The following is a 14,483-nucleotide window of genomic DNA, read 5'->3' on the forward strand; positions in this document are numbered from 1 at the left end:
TGCTTCCTTATTTTTGAACCAGGTATTCAGGCGAGGCCATGGCCAGGAAAATGGCCAGGTGCACGCGGTAGGTTTTTGCCGTCGTCACTTGCGCGGCATTGCTGCCGCTGGCAGGGGGAATCGCGATGCTCGTGACGGCCGCCAGGATCTTGCCGCGCAGCCGGGACGACATATTGCCGGACATTAACAGCAAGTTGACCCGGTCCAGCAAGGCGGCGGGCTGGTCGGCCAGGGCCACTTCGGCCGAATAATCGGCTTGCACGGCGCTGTTTTCCGCCACGCCGCCGCGGATGGCGTCCTGCATGAAGTTCAGGTAACCGGTGACGGATGGCTCCGACGTGATCTGCATTTCCGGCGCCACCAGGCCCGCCGTCGCCAGCGCCGAATTGGGCGGCACGTACGAGGGACGGAAGTAGTTGAAGACGGATGGCGCGTTCATGGGATTCTGCCCCAGTCCCGACAGCGGATCGCTCAGGTAATAGATGCGGTACTGCAAGGCCGCATCTTTGGCGTGAAAGGCGCGCATCCAGTTGCCCAGACGCACAAGCGGTTCGCGCAATTTGCCCGTGCGCAGGCTGCTGCCGGCTGGCGCCAGCGCGTCGGGGTCGAGCAGCACGGCGCGGATCACGGCCTGCATGTCGCCGCGCACGCCTGAACCATTGTTGGCGAAGGCGGCCGCAACCCTGCCCACATAGGCCGGGCTGGGGTTGCTGGTCACCAGGCGCTGGATCAGCTGGCGGCCGAAGAAGGGCCCGGCATTCGGATGGTTGAACAGGGTGTCGAGGGCCAGCGCCATGTCCGCTTCGCCGCCGGCGGCGCCCGCCGCGCTCACGCCCAGGAAGCGCTTTTCGCTGGTGGAGTGGTACGCCGCATAGTTCTGCATCGGTTTCCAGTCGCGGTCCGGATCGGCCACGCTGCCAAAGAAACGGTTCGCACCCTGGTCAGGGCCGGCCCAGCTCCAGCCTGTAAACACTTTCGCCAGGCCGCCCACATCGTCGCGCGTGTAGGTGTCGATGGGCTTGCCGCCGGACAATTTCAATGAACCATCCGCATTCAGCTGGTACAGGCCGATGGTAAACAGCTGCATCACTTCGCGCGCGAAATTCTCGTCGGGCGTACGCGTGGCCGATTCCTTCTGGTTGCGCAGGTGCGACAGGTACAGCCCCATCATCGGATGGGTGGCCACGCCCTGCAGCAGGGTGCGGAAGTTGCCGAACGCATGTTGCCCCAGCATGTCGTAATAGCTGGCGACGCCCCGCGTTTGCGTCCATACGCTCTCGTTTTGCGTGGACACGACGAAGATTTCCGACAGGGCAAAGGCCACGCGCTGGCGCAACTGGTCGTCGCCGCGCACGGCTTGCTGCCAGAACGACTCGTAAAAGTCGTTCGGCACGGCCTTGGTGGCCGCCGCGCCCGCAACGGGATACTTGGCGTCGATATATTTGCGATGCAAGGTTTGCGGCTTGGAAAACTGCGCGCGGAACCAGGCGTCGCTGTCGCTGGCGGCGAGGGCGTCGATGGCCGCCATGTCCGGCCCGAACGTGGCGCGGCCCAGGAAGCGCGACGCTTCCGCACGCGTGAAGGTGGCGGTCTGGTTGGCCGGGGGCGTGGTCAGGGGCGGCGGCGGGATGGTGTCGCCCGGCTTGGTGCCGGGGGTGGCCGGATCGCCGGGGGCGGTGGTCGCGGGCGGCACGACCGATATGTCCGGGTTCTGGGTGGCGCCGGTCTTGCTGTCGCCGCCACCGCCGCAGGCGGCAAGCAGGCTGAGTAATGTGATGGCCAATAAACGGCGCAAGGTAGGGTCTATCATTTAGTTTCTTTCAGGCAATCAAATTCTGGCCCATTAATTGTAGGGCTTGCCTACCAAAATCCTGTTTCCAATTAACTATTTACGTGTTGGCCACGTTTATTTTTATCGTCCGTTGGCATGGTATTGGTGGTGTTTTTGGTGGGGTAGCGCGAAGTTTGCTTTTTAAAAATGAAAAATATTTTTTGCCGATAGCGAGCACTGTGGCGGATAGGCGACGTAATCATTCCTGCCAATTAAGCTTGTTTGAAAGCTCATCTTGACAACGAAACCCGCTTCGCCGGAAACCATGGTTTTTACGCTATCGGCGAAACGCCGTTCGCTGTCCTGTCCCATTCTTCCCCTGCGCCGGACTGGCATGGCCCTTGCGTCAGTGAGGCATGGGCCACCCGCCCGCCTTCCACCGGAGCCTGTCATGACCAGCCGCCTGCTCGCCTATCGTCCCGAAATGGAATTGCCTGACGCGCCGGGCATGCTGCCGCTCCAGGAAGATGCGCTGGCGCTGGCGGCGCAGTTGCTGGAATTGCAAGGGCCGGCCCAATTCGATGCTTTCCTGGCGCACCAGCTGGGCGCCACCGCGGCGGGCCAGCAAGTGCGCGGCACGCCGCTGGAAGGGCCGCTGCGCCAGTTGCTGGGCAAGGTGGTGGCGCCCTTGCTGCCCCTGCATGGTGGCTCGCCGCAGGCGCTCAAGCGGCGCGCTGCGGCCATCTTCGGCATGGAACTGGAAGGATTGAGCCCGGAAGACAAGGAATTCGAACTGGCGCGCCAGGTCGTGCACCTGATCGATGCCGTCAACACGGCGCTGGCGCAGGACGGCGTCCTGGGCGCGCGCGACCCCAGGGCGCGGGTGGACACCGCCTTGCTGCAAGTGGCACGCCGCGTGGCGCCAGGCTTGCTCAGGCAGGCGGCGCAAATGCCGGGACGGGACGGTGGCCACTGGCGCCGCGAGGGCGGGCACATCGTCGTGCTCGATTGTTAGCCGGACGGCTGCTGCGTCCGGCACTGTTGTGTCAGCTGAGGTGTCAACTGAAGTGTCAACCGAGGTGCTAACTTTGAGGAGCTCATCATGCATGACTTGGATCGTACGACCCTGGAATATGGACAGGAAATGTCCGGCTTTGAAGCGGAACAGTTCGAGTTTGGCCAGGGCGAGTGGAGCGGCGAGGGCGGCGCGAACGCCATGTTTTCCGAGGCCGAGGAGATGGAACTGGCGAATGAACTGTTGTCGGTCAGCAATGAAGCCGAACTGGAACAGTTTCTCGGCAATTTCCTGCGCAAGGCCGCCTCCGTGGCGGGCGGCATCATCAAGTCGCCCGTGGGACAAGCCATCGGCGGCGTGCTCAAGGGCGTGGCGAAGAAGGCCATTCCCCTGGCGGGCGGCGCCATCGGCGGCTATTTCGGCGGCCCGCTGGGCGCCAAGATCGGCAGCGGCCTGGCCTCGGCCGCCGGCAGCGCCCTGGGGCTGGAAGCGGAAGCGTCGTCGAACGAAGACCGAGAATTCGAGGGCGCCAAGCAGTTCGTGCGCCTGGCGGCCGATACCGTCAACCGCGCCGCGCAAGCGCGCGGCAATGGCGACCCGCGCGCCATCGCCCAGGCGGCGGCCAGCGCGGCGGCGCGCCAGTTCGCGCCAGGCCTGCTGGGCCGTCCGGGCGGCCAGGTCGCCACGCAGAACGGCAGCGGCGCAGCTGCGGGGGGCGGCATGGCGCCGGCCGGCGTGCGCAGCCAGGCCGGCATGCGCCCATCCAGCGGGCGCTGGGCGCGGCAAGGCCACAAGATCGTCCTGTACGGCGTCTGACATCATGGCCATCGGCGCTTATGCAGCCTGGATGCTGGAGCAGGAGGCGCGCTCGCTGCTGACGCGGCTGGCGCGGCTGGAACCGTTCGCGCTGATCGAGCCGACGGTGCTGGCGGCGGCCCTGATGCCCAGCGCCCAGTCGGCCATCGAAAGCCAGCTGGTGCAGGGCAGGCGCGCGTTGCGGCGCATGGTGGCCCAGTTCCAGTGGTGGCTGCGGCGCGAGCACGCCGACGGCGCCAGCATGGCCACGGCTGCCGAGGCCCAGCGCCGCTTCACTTTCCTGCGCCTGAAGTTCAATGCCGCGCTGACCCAGTTCGACCTGTTCAACGAAGTCATCACCCAGCGCAGCGAGCACAAGACGGGCGTGTGGCTGGCCGGCCTCGACATCGTTGCCGCCGATGCGCTGGCGCTGCCCGGCGATGTCTACCAGGCGCCGCCCGTGATCTGCTACCTGGACCGGGGGCCGGGCGCGGCCATCCGCCGTGCGCGCACGCGCCTGCCGGGCGGCGGCGACAATCCCGTCGCCATCATCCGCCTGCCGCGCGAACGCATGATAGGCAGCGGCATCGCCTCGTCGCTGGTGCACGAGATCGGCCACCAGGGCGCGGCGCTGCTGGACCTGGTGGCGTCCTTGCGGCCCGTGCTGCAAGCCATGCAGCACGGCGGCAGCGGCCTGGTTCACGTGTGGCAGTTGTGGGAGCGGTGGATCTCCGAGATCGTGGCCGATTTCTGGTCGCTGGCGCGGGTCGGCGTGGCCGCCACCCTGGGTCTGATCGGCGTGGTCAGCCTGCCGCGCGTGTTTGTCTTCCGTCTCAATATCGACGATCCCCATCCGGTGCCATGGCTGCGGGTGCGCCTGAGCTGCGCCATGGGACGGGCTTTGTATCCGCATCCGCAGTGGGATCGCCTGGAACAGCTGTGGCTGTCGTATTACCCGCTGGCCGGCTTGCCGCCGGCCCGGCAGCGGTTGCTGGAACAGTTGCAGGCCAGCATGGACGCCCTGGTGGGCTTGCTGGTGCAGCACCGGCCGCCGGCCTTGCGCGGCGGCTCGCTGGTCGAAGCCATGGACGTGCACACGCGCCAGCCGGCGATGCTGGCGCAGCTGTTTCGCAGCTGGACCCTGGCGCCGGCGCAGATGTACCAGGCGACGCCGATCCTGGTGTTCGCCGTGCTGGGCCAGGCGCGCGCCAGCGCCACCTTGAGCCCGGAAGACGAAAGCGAGCTGCTGGGGCGTTTGCTGACCCACTGGGCCCTGCGCAGCACCCTGGACACGTCGGAGCTGTGCGCGGATGTCGTGCGGCATGGCCGCCGGTCCGGCAGGCCGTTTGATTATCCATTGAGGAGAATGACATGAGCAGCAAGATGAGCAGCAAGATGGGTGGCAAGATGGGCAGCAGGAGCGGGGCGGCGGGCCAGGCGGGTCCGAAACAGCAGGGCGGCAGCATCGTCGTCACCGTGCACGAGCAGGACAGCGGGGCCATGGTCGTCAATGCCGCGATCAGCCTGTACCGGGGCGCCGAGGCGGACTGCCATGATTTCAACGCCGCCACCTGGGTACCAGACCCCGCCATGCTGGTCGGCGTGCGCTGGACGGATGGCCGTGGCAGCACCGTGTTTGCCGACCTGGCGACGGGCAGCTACGTGGGCGTGTATGGCAATTTCCCCGCCACGGCGCCCCAGTGCGTGACGGTGCAGGCCGGCTGCAGTGCCGTGCTGTGCTTCAAGCCGCAGCTCAATCCGCAGGTGGGACTGGCCTTCGAAACACCGGACTGCCATCCCAGCGACTGCAATTTCGGCAGGGTGGGCGACCGCGCCGTGGCCAGCGTCTCGTTTGACGGCGATCAAAGCGCGGACGGGCGCGACCAGGTGCAGGTGCTGGCCGCCGCGCCATGGGTGCCCATGCGCGGCACGCCGAACGCCTTTTCCACACCCGTGCGGCGCGCCGGCATGCACCGTTTCATGGCGCAGATGATGCTGTCGCAGCGGCCCGACCTGCGCAGTGCCTTGCCCGTGCCGGAAGGGCTGAGTCCAAACGCCATGCTGGCCGTGGATGCGGAATACGAGACGGAAGAGCGCCAGCCGCAGCCCATCTCGGGCAATGTGGGCGTGTCGCTGACGCGCACGGAAACGGAGCCGACGGAAGACTTGCCGCTGTGGACCCTGATACGCAACAGCACCGAGGCGATGTCGTTTACGAATTACCTGCATTTCATGGACAGCCTGTTTTGCGGCGACCTGGCCGCTGTGCGCGGCTTCGAGCAGGAGCGCTTCGTCAAGAAGGCCGACATGTTCCAGCAGCTCAAGCAGCGCCGCGCGCTGCCGTTCTCCGATTCGGACTCCTACCGCGTGCTGAAAGTGGCGACGGAAGCGTTCGTGATGGTCAATTGCGGCGTGCTGAACCAGCCGCTGGCCTTCAATCCGGCTGAAGACAACGCCTATCTGGACCGGCGCGACATCCCCCAGGGGCGTGACCTGGAAACCGTGCTGCGCAACGATTACCTGGAAAACATCGACGGCTTCCAGACCTTGCCCTACCTGGCCGTGATCCGCCGCAAATTGCCCGACATCCCCATCAGCATCCCGCGCGGCCAGGAAGGCGAGGTGGACCTGTGCTTTGGCATCATCCAGGAAAAGCTGGCGAACCCTTGCCTGCTGGAACTGATCTGGTCGTACTGGCATGAAGAGGGCATGCTGGTGCAGACCATGAACGCCATCGCGCAACGCTTCCAGAACCTGCGCGCCCCCGGCGGCGGCCTCGATCCCCTGTCGAACACGGAAATCGACATGCTGCGTCCCCTGAACAACTTGCTCTGGGGATACACGCAAGATGAGCAGCACCGGCTGACCGTGGTGCGCCGCAACTACGAGTACGACCATCACTACGGCGTGCGCCTGGACGGCAAGGCGGTCCAGCACTTCCGGCCAGCCGACAGCCGCTCGAAATTCCTGGAAGCGTTCCACCATTTGCTGCGCCTGTTGACCTCGTTCTACAAGCAGGATGACGACACCACCGTGAAGGCGGACGCCTTCCCCGTGCTGAATGCCTTGAAGGAAATCCATTTGATCCTGTCGCAGGGCGCGCACAACCAGTTCGGCGACTTGCCGTCGACGGCGCGCATCGAAATGCTGATGCAGCAATGGATGCTGGCGCGCCCCGAATTCCGCGAATTCCTACCGACGCGCGTGATGGTGGCGTATCCGGAACCGTGGATGGACCGCGTTGATGCCATGAAGAAACTGCAGGGCTGGACGGATACGAGCGTGATGCATTTCCGCAACCTGGCCATCTTTGGCGAGCAATTGCTGCTCTCCGTGCGCTACGGCAACTGGAGCGACATCTACGAACCCACGCAGGCCTTCAACTGGGCCCGTTTCTGGCGTCCGCAAGTGCAGGGCTATATCCACGGCTACCGCGCCGCCACCGGGGTCGATTTGTCCGTCGACAGCAGCGACCCGGCGATCGAAGCGACGATGCCTTCGGTATTGCTGCGCCAGCGCCTGAGCCAGCAGCTGCGCAGCGTCTAGCACGGGAGCGGGGCGCGTGCATGCTCGATTTTACCAGTGCGCTGTACCTTGGCATGCGCCATCCGGCGGCTTCGCTGGCGCCGTGGAGCAGCCTGACCCTGGGCCAGCCGGCCGCGCTGCAGGAGCCGCCCGGCGCGCAAGCCCTGGCAGCAAGCCTGGCTGCGCTGCAAGGCTGCGAGGCCGCCTGCATGCTGCCGTCGACCCTGCACCTGTTCTGGGACCTGTTCGGCATGCTGGCTGCCGAGCGGTTGGTGATCCTCGTCGATGGCGGCAGCTACGCCATCGCGCGCTGGGGTGCCGAGCGGGCGCAGGCGCTGGGCTTGCCCCTACGCATGTTTCCCAGCGGCGAGATGGCGGTGCTGCGGCGCCTGGCGGCGGACTGGGGCCGGCAGGGGCGGCGCCCGCTGATCCTGGCCGATGGCTATGTGCCGGGCAGTGAACAGGTCTTGCCGCTGGCCGGCTACGCGGCCCTGGCGCGCCAGGGGGGCGGTTATCTGCTGCTGGACGACACGCAGGTGCTGGGCGTGGCGGGTACACAGGGTGGCGGCTCGGCGCGGCTGCATGGCTTGCCGGGCGGCTACGACAAGGGGGGAGGCCACCTGATCATCGGCGCCTCGCTGGCCAAGGGTTTCGGCGTGCCGCTGGCCGTGCTGGCGGGCAGCGGGAACTTGCTGCGGCGCTTCACGGCGCACAGCCAGACGCGCGTGCATGCCAGTCCGCCTTCGGCAGCCGTGCTGGCGGCGGCGCGGCGCGCCATGGCGCTCAATGCGCGCCATGGCGATGCCCTGCGCGCCAGGCTGGGGGACAGGGTGGCGCAATGGAGGGCGGGGATGGCGGCGGCCGGCATCGCCTGCCGGGGCGGCAGCTTTCCCGTGCAGCGCCTGCCCGGCCGCGCCCATTTGCAACAAGCCTTGCGCGCAGCGGGCGTGCTGTCGCTGGCGCAAGCGGGGGACGGTCCCGGCGCGCTGACTTTTCTGCTGCGGGCCGACCAGACGCCGCGGCAACTGGAGCAGGCGATGGGCTTGCTTGAACATCACATCAGGAGGCGATATGAACGAAGCGTTTGAAATGCTGCCCTTTGCGGGGCAGCCGGGAGCGGTCGGCGAGCAGGAATGGGCGCCGGAGTGGTCGCAGGAGTGGCAAGGGGAGGAAGAGGGCGAGGCCGAATGGGAGGGCGAGCGCTGGCCCCCCGGTGGCGCGCGCGGCGGCATGCGCGGCGGCGGGCTGCGCGCGCGGCCGCCTCTGCGCGGACAGCGCCGTCCCGCACCGCCGCGCTACCAGGCGAATCCGGCGCGCAGGCCGCCGCGTCCCGCACCGCCGCCCTTGCCCTATCTGCCGCCGCGCTACCGGAGCTGGGGCGGCTATGTGCCCATCTACCCGACCCTCTATCCGCAGGCCTATCCCGTGGCGGAACCGGCCTTTGGCGACCAGCAGGAGCCGGAGCCGGGCATCGATGCGGGCCAGGATCAGGGCCAGGACGATGATGGGCAGCAGGGTGAAATCCCGCCCACCCTGGCCGGCACCATGGGCCGGGTGCCGGAAGCGGCGGCCCTGAATTACCAGGCGCTGGGGACGCTGGCCAATGCCTTGCGCGACCCGAATGGCCGCGGCCCGGGCCTGTACGTGATCGAGTTCGATGCGGGCGGGCGGCGCCGCGCCTACAGCGGCCAGACGGACGATCTGCACCGCCGTTTGCTGCAGCACCGGCTGTGCGGCCAGATGATGGGCATCGACTTGAGCGGTCACCAGGTGTACGTGGCGGCCCTGTCCTCGGCGGCGCAGCGGCGCCGCATCGAGCAGCGCATCCACGACGACATGTTTGCCAACCAGCGCGGCGTGCTGACCAACCAGCGGCGCGAACTGGAACTGGCTGTGCTGGGCGAAATGTGGAACTGACGAGAGCCCGTTCATTACTGCGAAGGAGAGCACCATGCACCAACTTGAATGTGAATGCGCCCAATGCCGCCTGCGGGCCGGCGCTGCGTTTGAAGTGCTGGAATTTGGCGAAACCTGGTCCGGCAAGGGAAGCGCCCCGGCCGTCTTCAGCGAAGAGGAAGAGTTGCAGCTGGCCATGGAATTGCTGGAAGTGTCCAGCGAGGAAGAGCTGGAACAGTTTCTCGGCAACGTCTTCAAGAGCGTGTGGAAGGGCGTCAAGAAGGTGGGTGCTACCATCGCCAAGGTGGCCAAGCCCCTGGGCGGCGCTTTGAAGGCCGTGGCCAAGACGGCCTTGCCCTTTGTCGGCGGCGCCCTCGGTTCGATGATACCGATACCGGGCGTGGGCACGGCGCTCGGTTCGGCCCTGGGGCGCGCCGCCAGCAATGCGCTGGAACTGGAGATGGAAGCCGCAGCGCCAGCCGACCGCGAACTGGAGCTGGCGCGCCGCTTCGTGCGCATCGCGGGGCAGGCGGCGCGCCTGGCGGCAGACGGCGACGGCAGCGCGCGCGCCGTGGAAAGCGCGCTGACGCGGGCCCTGCACCAGCAACTGCCGCACTTCCGTTCGGCCGCGCCGCAGGGCGAGGAGGAGAGCGGGCGCTGGCGCCGGCGCCGGCGCGGCAACCGCATCGTCGTCATGGGCGACTGGCAATAGCGCGGCAAGATGATCATCGACTGTCATTGCCATGCGGGACCGGGCGACGGCTTGAGCGGGCCGTGGGACAGCGATGCGCCGCTGCAAGCCTATCTGCGCCGCGCGCAGGCGGCCGGCATCGCCCGCAGCGTGCTGTTCGCCACCTTCCACTCCGATTACGCCATCGCCAACCATGGCGTGGCGCGCCTGGTCGCGTCCGATCCGCAGCGTTTCTACGGTTTTGCCTTCGTGCATGCGCGGCGCGACCGGGGCCGCATCCTGGACCTGGTGCGCACGGCCGTCGAGCGTTACGGTTTTGTCGGCATCAAGGCGCACCGCCTGGATGCGCGCATCAGCGGCGAAGTGTGCGACGCGGCCCGCTTCTTCGGCTTGCCCGTGCTGTACGACCCGGCCGGCGAAGTGGCCGTGGCCGAACTGCTGGCGCAGCAGTATCCCGACGTCGATTTCATCCTGCCCCATCTGGGCAGCTTCGGCGACGACTGGGCGGCGCAGCTGGCGCTGGTCGACCATCTGGCGCGCCACCGCAACATCCATGCGGACAGCTCGGGCGTGCGCCGCTTCGACTTGCTGCAGCAGGCCGTGCAGCGCGCGGGGCCGCACAAGGTCTTGTTCGGCTCGGATGGCCCCTGGCTGCATCCGGGTCTGGAATTGCACAAGATTCAGCTGCTGTGCTTGCCGCCGCTGGATGCGGCTTTGATCACGGGCGGCAATTTCTTGCGGCTGGCGCGGCTGGCTTGAGGCAGATCAAGGCGCGGCCGCCTTGCGGCGTATCTGCAGGGCGCGGTCGGTCACGCCCAGGCGGGCGGCGGCGCGCTGGTTGTTGCCGTGTTCCTCGGCCAGCACGAGGCGGATGGCCATGTCGGTGGCGCAGCGCGCGATGTGCGACAGCTTGCAGCCTTGGGCCAGGGCCCGCCGCACGGCCGCTTCGAAGTACTGGTCGGGCCAGGGCGGCGCCAGCAGCCGTTCTTCGGGGGGCAGGGCGCCGATGGTGATGGGGCCGGGGCCGCAATGGCGGTGCCAGATGCGCGTGACGGTCTGGCGCAGCTCGCGCACATTGCCCGGATAGTCGCGCAGCAGCAGGTATTCGCGCACGGCGGCGTCCAGCGGGGGCGGCGGCTGCTGGGCCAGCTCGGCGAGGAAATGCCGGGCCAGCGGCAAGATGTCGTCCTGGCGCTCGCGCAGGGGCGGCGTCTGGCAACGCCAGCCGGCGATGCGGTAATACAGGTCGGCGCGGAAGGCGCCGCGCGCCACCTCGTCTTCCAGTGCGCGGTTGGTGGCGCAGACAAGCCTGAATTGCGTCGGCTGCCAGGTATTGCCGCCCACGCGCTTGTATTTGCGTTCCTGGATGGCGCGCAGCAGCTGCGCCTGCAGGGGCAGTTGCAGTTCGCCCACTTCGTCGAGGAAGAGCACGCCGCCGTCGGCCAGGGCGAAAGCGCCGTCGCGCGCAGCCGCCGCGCCCGTAAACGCGCCCCGTTCATGGCCGAACAGTTCGCTGCCGGCCAGTTCCGGCGACAGGGTGGTGCAGTCGAGGATGGTGAAGTCGCCCCGGCAGTTGCCCAGGCGGTGGACCAGTTGCGCCAGTAAATCCTTGCCCGTGCCCGTCTCGCCCGTGATCAGCATCGACGCCTGGCTGAAAGCGGCCATTTCCACTACCTGGTGCAGCAAGGCGGTCCAGGCCGCGCTGTCGCCCACCAGATACTGGCGCACGGCGCTGGACGCCAGCAGCTGCGCCACGGCTTGCCAGCGCTGCAGGCGCGCCAGCACCTGGCCCGCATCGACGGCGCCGCCAGGCCACAGCAACACATCGAGCGCGCCGGCCGCCAGCAGGGCCCGCTGTTGCGCGCAGCTGAGGGCCTGGCCGCAGGCGGCGATGGCCAGCACGCGGGCATGGCTGCACAGTGCCGGCAGCGCCTGCAGCAGCGCCGTATTGGCTTCGGCGAACAGCACGATGCCCGTTCCATCTGCTTCGCCATCGTGCCGCCGGGCTATAGTTACCTGAGCCTGCTTCAAGGCCGCCGCCAGCAAGGCGCCACTGCCAGCCGCCGCCTGCTGCATGATTTCCAGCCACACCTTGAGCGTCATAGGTCTGCCGTCACGAGGGCACGAGTCGCCCATCTTAGAAGTCCGATACCCCAGTCGTTTGATCTGGCGCAAGCGTGCGCGCTGGCCCACAATGAAAAACGCCGCCTGATTTGCATCAGGCGGCGCCAGTGAGCGCGGTTCCAGCAACGTCATCAAGCAACGTCACGAGAATGGCTAAAAACGTTCAGGGCAAGGCGCATTGCCGAAGACAGTACGAATAGTACGGCTAGGCAATGCAACGCCGCCATGGACGATTTTTAGGCGTTCTCATCCATCTTGACGCAGTCGACGAAGTAGCCGCGCTTGCCATCGACTTCGCGTTTCACGAGGCCATGCACATCCGTCTCGAAGCCGGGGAAGCGCTCGTTGAAGTCGCGTGCGAAGCGCAGGTAGTCGACGATGGTCTTGTTGAAGCGCTCGCCCGGGATCAGCAGTGGGATGCCCGGCGGGTACGGCGTCAGCAGGATGGACGTGATGCGGCCTTCCAGTTCGTCGATGGCCACGCGCTCGATTTCGCGGTGCGCCATCTTGGCGAACGCATCCGACGGCTTCATGGCTGGGATCATGTCCGACAGATACATTTCCGTCGTCAAACGGGCCACATCGTAAGCCTTGTAGAAATCGTGGATCTGCTGGCACAGGTCGCGCAAGCCCATTTTTTCGTAGCGTGGGTTGGCCGCCGCAAATTCCGGCAGGATGCGCCACATCGGCTGGTTCTTGTCGTAGTCGTCCTTGAATTGTTGTAAGGCCGTCAACAGGGTATTCCAGCGGCCCTTGGTGATGCCGATGGTAAACATGATGAAGAACGAGTACAGGCCGCATTTTTCAATGATGACGCCGTGCTCGGCCAGGTATTTGGTGACGATGGACGCGGGGATGCCCGTGTCGCCGAACTGGCCATCCAGCGACAGGCCCGGGTTGACGATGGTCGCCTTGATCGGGTCGAGCATGTTGAAGCCGGGAGCGAGGTCGCCGAAACCGTGCCAGTCATCCTCGGCGCGTATCATCCAGTCTTCCTGCTGGCCCATGCCTTCGTCGTTGAAGCTGGCCGGACCCCACACCTGGAACCACCAGTCCTGGCCCCATTCCTGGTCGATCTTTTTCATGGCGCGGCGGAAATCGAGCGCTTCCATGATCGATTCTTCCACCAGGGCCGTGCCGCCCGGCGCTTCCATCATGGCCGCGGCCACGTCGCACGAGGCGATGATGGAGTACTGCGGCGAGGTCGAGGTGTGCATCAGGTAAGCCTCGTTGAAGGCGTCCTGGTCCAGCTTGACCGTGTCCGATTCGCGCACGAGGATTTGCGAGGCCTGCGACAGGCCGGCCAGCAATTTGTGCGTGGACTGGGTCGAGAAGATCATCGATTCCTTGGCGCGCGGACGATCCTTGCCGATGGCGTGCATATTCTTGTAGAAATCGTGGAAGGTGGCGTGCGGCAGCCACGCTTCATCGAAGTGCAGGGTGTCGATCTTGCCGTCCAGCATTTCGCGCAGGGTTTCCACGTTGTAGATCACGCCATCGTAGGTCGATTGCGTGATGGTCAGGATGCGCGGCTTCTTGTTCTTCGCTTCGCGCGCGAACGGATTCGCTTCGATCTTGCGGGCAATGCTTTCCGGCGTGAACTCATGCAGCGGGATAGGGCCGATGATGCCCAGGTGATTGCGCGTCGGCATCAGGAACACGGGAATGGCGCCGCACATGATGATCGAATGCAAGATTGACTTGTGGCAATTGCGGTCGACGACGACGATGTCGCCCGGCGCCACGGTCGAATGCCACACCATCTTGTTCGAGGTCGAGGTGCCGTTCGTGACGAAATAGCAATGGTCGGCATTGAAGATGCGCGCCGCATTGCGTTCGGACGCGGCGACAGGACCCGTATGGTCGAGCAGCTGGCCCAGTTCCTCGACGGCGTTGCAGACGTCGGCGCGCAGCATGTTTTCACCGAAGAACTGGTGGAACATCTGGCCGATCGGCGACTTCAGGAAGGCCACGCCGCCCGAGTGGCCGGGGCAGTGCCACGAGTAGGAACCGTCGTTGGCGTAGTGCACCAGCGCGCGGAAGAACGGCGGCGACAGGCCGTCCAGGTAGGATTTCGCTTCGCGGATGATGTGGCGCGCGACGAATTCCGGCGTATCTTCGAACATGTGGATGAAACCATGCAGTTCGCGCAGAATATCGTTGGGAATATGGCGCGAGGTGCGCGTTTCGCCGTACAGGTAAATAGGGATGTCGGCGTTCTTGTAGCGGATTTCCTCGACGAAGGCGCGCAGCGACTTCAAGGCGTGATCGGTTTCCTCGATGGAACCGGCGCCGAATTCTTCATCGTCGATCGACAGCACGAAGGCTGACGCGCGCGATTGCTGCTGGGCAAATTGCGACAAATCGCCGTAGCTGGTCACGCCCAGCACTTCCATGCCTTCTTTTTCCATTGCGGCGGCAAGGGCGCGAATGCCCAGGCCGGACGTATTTTCAGAACGGAAATCCTCGTCAATGATGACGATGGGGAAACGAAATTTCATGCATGTCTCCAAAAAAGCAAGCCGCCCCTGACAGATGTGAAGGGGCGGACTAGGGCGCGACGGTCAGGCGGTAGTGCAACCCGGCAGCCGCATAAAAAAAATAAGAACGGGATTCTCGCAGAAATGCGGCCTCTGCGGGAAAAAAATATCGCCCCAAAGCGCCAC

The 14,483-nt window shown here is 66.0% G+C and carries 11 protein-coding genes; 8 read left to right on the top strand and 3 right to left on the bottom strand.

The annotated features are described in order from the left end of the window. Window positions 1-7 precede the first annotated feature (7 nt). Window positions 8-1,810 carry a DUF1800 domain-containing protein gene (locus NCG91_RS02290; RefSeq protein WP_251348397.1) on the bottom strand — a complete coding sequence of 601 codons (1,803 nt, stop codon included), beginning with the start codon at window positions 1,808-1,810 and terminating at the stop codon, window positions 8-10. A 412-nt stretch (window positions 1,811-2,222) separates the two neighbouring features. On the opposite strand from NCG91_RS02290, the gene NCG91_RS02295 reads away from it, so the two are divergent. The 8 genes from NCG91_RS02295 to NCG91_RS02330 all read left to right on the top strand — a co-directional run bounded on the left by NCG91_RS02295 (window position 2,223) and on the right by NCG91_RS02330 (window position 10,452). After that, complete coding sequence (locus NCG91_RS02295; protein WP_251348398.1) at window positions 2,223-2,786, top strand: hypothetical protein; 564 nt, start codon at window positions 2,223-2,225, stop codon at window positions 2,784-2,786. A gap of 87 nt (window positions 2,787-2,873) precedes the next feature. After that, complete coding sequence (locus NCG91_RS02300) at window positions 2,874-3,602, top strand: hypothetical protein (RefSeq protein WP_077405567.1); 729 nt, start codon at window positions 2,874-2,876, stop codon at window positions 3,600-3,602. 4 nt (window positions 3,603-3,606) lie between these two features. Beyond that, window positions 3,607-4,956, top strand: a complete 1,350-nt coding sequence (locus tag NCG91_RS02305; RefSeq protein WP_251348399.1) for a hypothetical protein — start codon at window positions 3,607-3,609, stop codon at window positions 4,954-4,956. Next, entirely contained in the window at window positions 4,953-7,127 is a 2,175-nt protein-coding gene (locus tag NCG91_RS02310; protein ID WP_251348400.1) for a hypothetical protein, read from the top strand. Before NCG91_RS02305 ends, NCG91_RS02310 begins: the two co-directional genes overlap by 4 nt. A 20-nt stretch (window positions 7,128-7,147) precedes the next feature. Continuing rightward, window positions 7,148-8,194 (top strand): aminotransferase class I/II-fold pyridoxal phosphate-dependent enzyme, encoded by a 1,047-nt coding sequence (locus tag NCG91_RS02315; protein WP_251348401.1) that lies wholly within the window; start codon window positions 7,148-7,150, stop codon window positions 8,192-8,194. Then, a complete protein-coding gene (locus tag NCG91_RS02320) occupies window positions 8,178-9,023 on the top strand; it encodes a hypothetical protein (protein WP_251348402.1) in 846 nt (281 codons plus the stop codon). Before NCG91_RS02315 ends, NCG91_RS02320 begins: the two co-directional genes overlap by 17 nt. A 34-nt stretch (window positions 9,024-9,057) precedes the next feature. After that, on the top strand, window positions 9,058-9,714 hold the full coding sequence (locus NCG91_RS02325) for a hypothetical protein (RefSeq protein WP_251348403.1): 657 nt from the start codon (window positions 9,058-9,060) through the stop codon (window positions 9,712-9,714). Between the two features lie 9 nt (window positions 9,715-9,723). Continuing rightward, window positions 9,724-10,452: an amidohydrolase family protein gene (locus NCG91_RS02330; RefSeq protein WP_251348404.1), complete on the top strand. Its 729-nt coding sequence runs from the start codon at window positions 9,724-9,726 to the stop codon at window positions 10,450-10,452. Window positions 10,453-10,458: 6 nt separating this feature from the next. Here NCG91_RS02330 and NCG91_RS02335 read toward each other — a convergent pair whose 3' ends face one another. Both NCG91_RS02335 and NCG91_RS02340 read right to left on the bottom strand, forming a co-directional pair. Next, window positions 10,459-11,796 carry a sigma-54-dependent transcriptional regulator gene (locus tag NCG91_RS02335; RefSeq protein WP_251348405.1) on the bottom strand — a complete coding sequence of 446 codons (1,338 nt, stop codon included), beginning with the start codon at window positions 11,794-11,796 and terminating at the stop codon, window positions 10,459-10,461. A 257-nt stretch (window positions 11,797-12,053) separates the two neighbouring features. Then, window positions 12,054-14,318: an arginine/lysine/ornithine decarboxylase gene (locus NCG91_RS02340; RefSeq protein WP_099667615.1), complete on the bottom strand. Its 2,265-nt coding sequence runs from the start codon at window positions 14,316-14,318 to the stop codon at window positions 12,054-12,056. Window positions 14,319-14,483: the final 165 nt, after the last annotated feature.

It is taken from the genome of Janthinobacterium kumbetense, from assembly GCF_023703445.1.
In the GTDB taxonomy this organism is placed as follows: domain Bacteria; phylum Pseudomonadota; class Gammaproteobacteria; order Burkholderiales; family Burkholderiaceae_D; genus Janthinobacterium; species Janthinobacterium kumbetense.

What these genes read in the sequence shown, in the direction of transcription:
- NCG91_RS02290 (WP_251348397.1), bottom strand. Translation starts at nt 1,810, where the DNA reads ATGATAGACCCTACCTTGCGCCGTTTATTGGCCATCACATTACTCAGC.
- NCG91_RS02295 (WP_251348398.1), top strand. Translation starts at nt 2,223, where the DNA reads ATGACCAGCCGCCTGCTCGCCTATCGTCCCGAAATGGAATTGCCTGAC.
- NCG91_RS02300 (WP_077405567.1), top strand. Translation starts at nt 2,874, where the DNA reads ATGCATGACTTGGATCGTACGACCCTGGAATATGGACAGGAAATGTCC.
- NCG91_RS02305 (WP_251348399.1), top strand. Translation starts at nt 3,607, where the DNA reads ATGGCCATCGGCGCTTATGCAGCCTGGATGCTGGAGCAGGAGGCGCGC.
- NCG91_RS02310 (WP_251348400.1), top strand. Translation starts at nt 4,953, where the DNA reads ATGAGCAGCAAGATGAGCAGCAAGATGGGTGGCAAGATGGGCAGCAGG.
- NCG91_RS02315 (WP_251348401.1), top strand. Translation starts at nt 7,148, where the DNA reads ATGCTCGATTTTACCAGTGCGCTGTACCTTGGCATGCGCCATCCGGCG.
- NCG91_RS02320 (WP_251348402.1), top strand. Translation starts at nt 8,178, where the DNA reads ATGAACGAAGCGTTTGAAATGCTGCCCTTTGCGGGGCAGCCGGGAGCG.
- NCG91_RS02325 (WP_251348403.1), top strand. Translation starts at nt 9,058, where the DNA reads ATGCACCAACTTGAATGTGAATGCGCCCAATGCCGCCTGCGGGCCGGC.
- NCG91_RS02330 (WP_251348404.1), top strand. Translation starts at nt 9,724, where the DNA reads ATGATCATCGACTGTCATTGCCATGCGGGACCGGGCGACGGCTTGAGC.
- NCG91_RS02335 (WP_251348405.1), bottom strand. Translation starts at nt 11,796, where the DNA reads ATGACGCTCAAGGTGTGGCTGGAAATCATGCAGCAGGCGGCGGCTGGC.
- NCG91_RS02340 (WP_099667615.1), bottom strand. Translation starts at nt 14,318, where the DNA reads ATGAAATTTCGTTTCCCCATCGTCATCATTGACGAGGATTTCCGTTCT.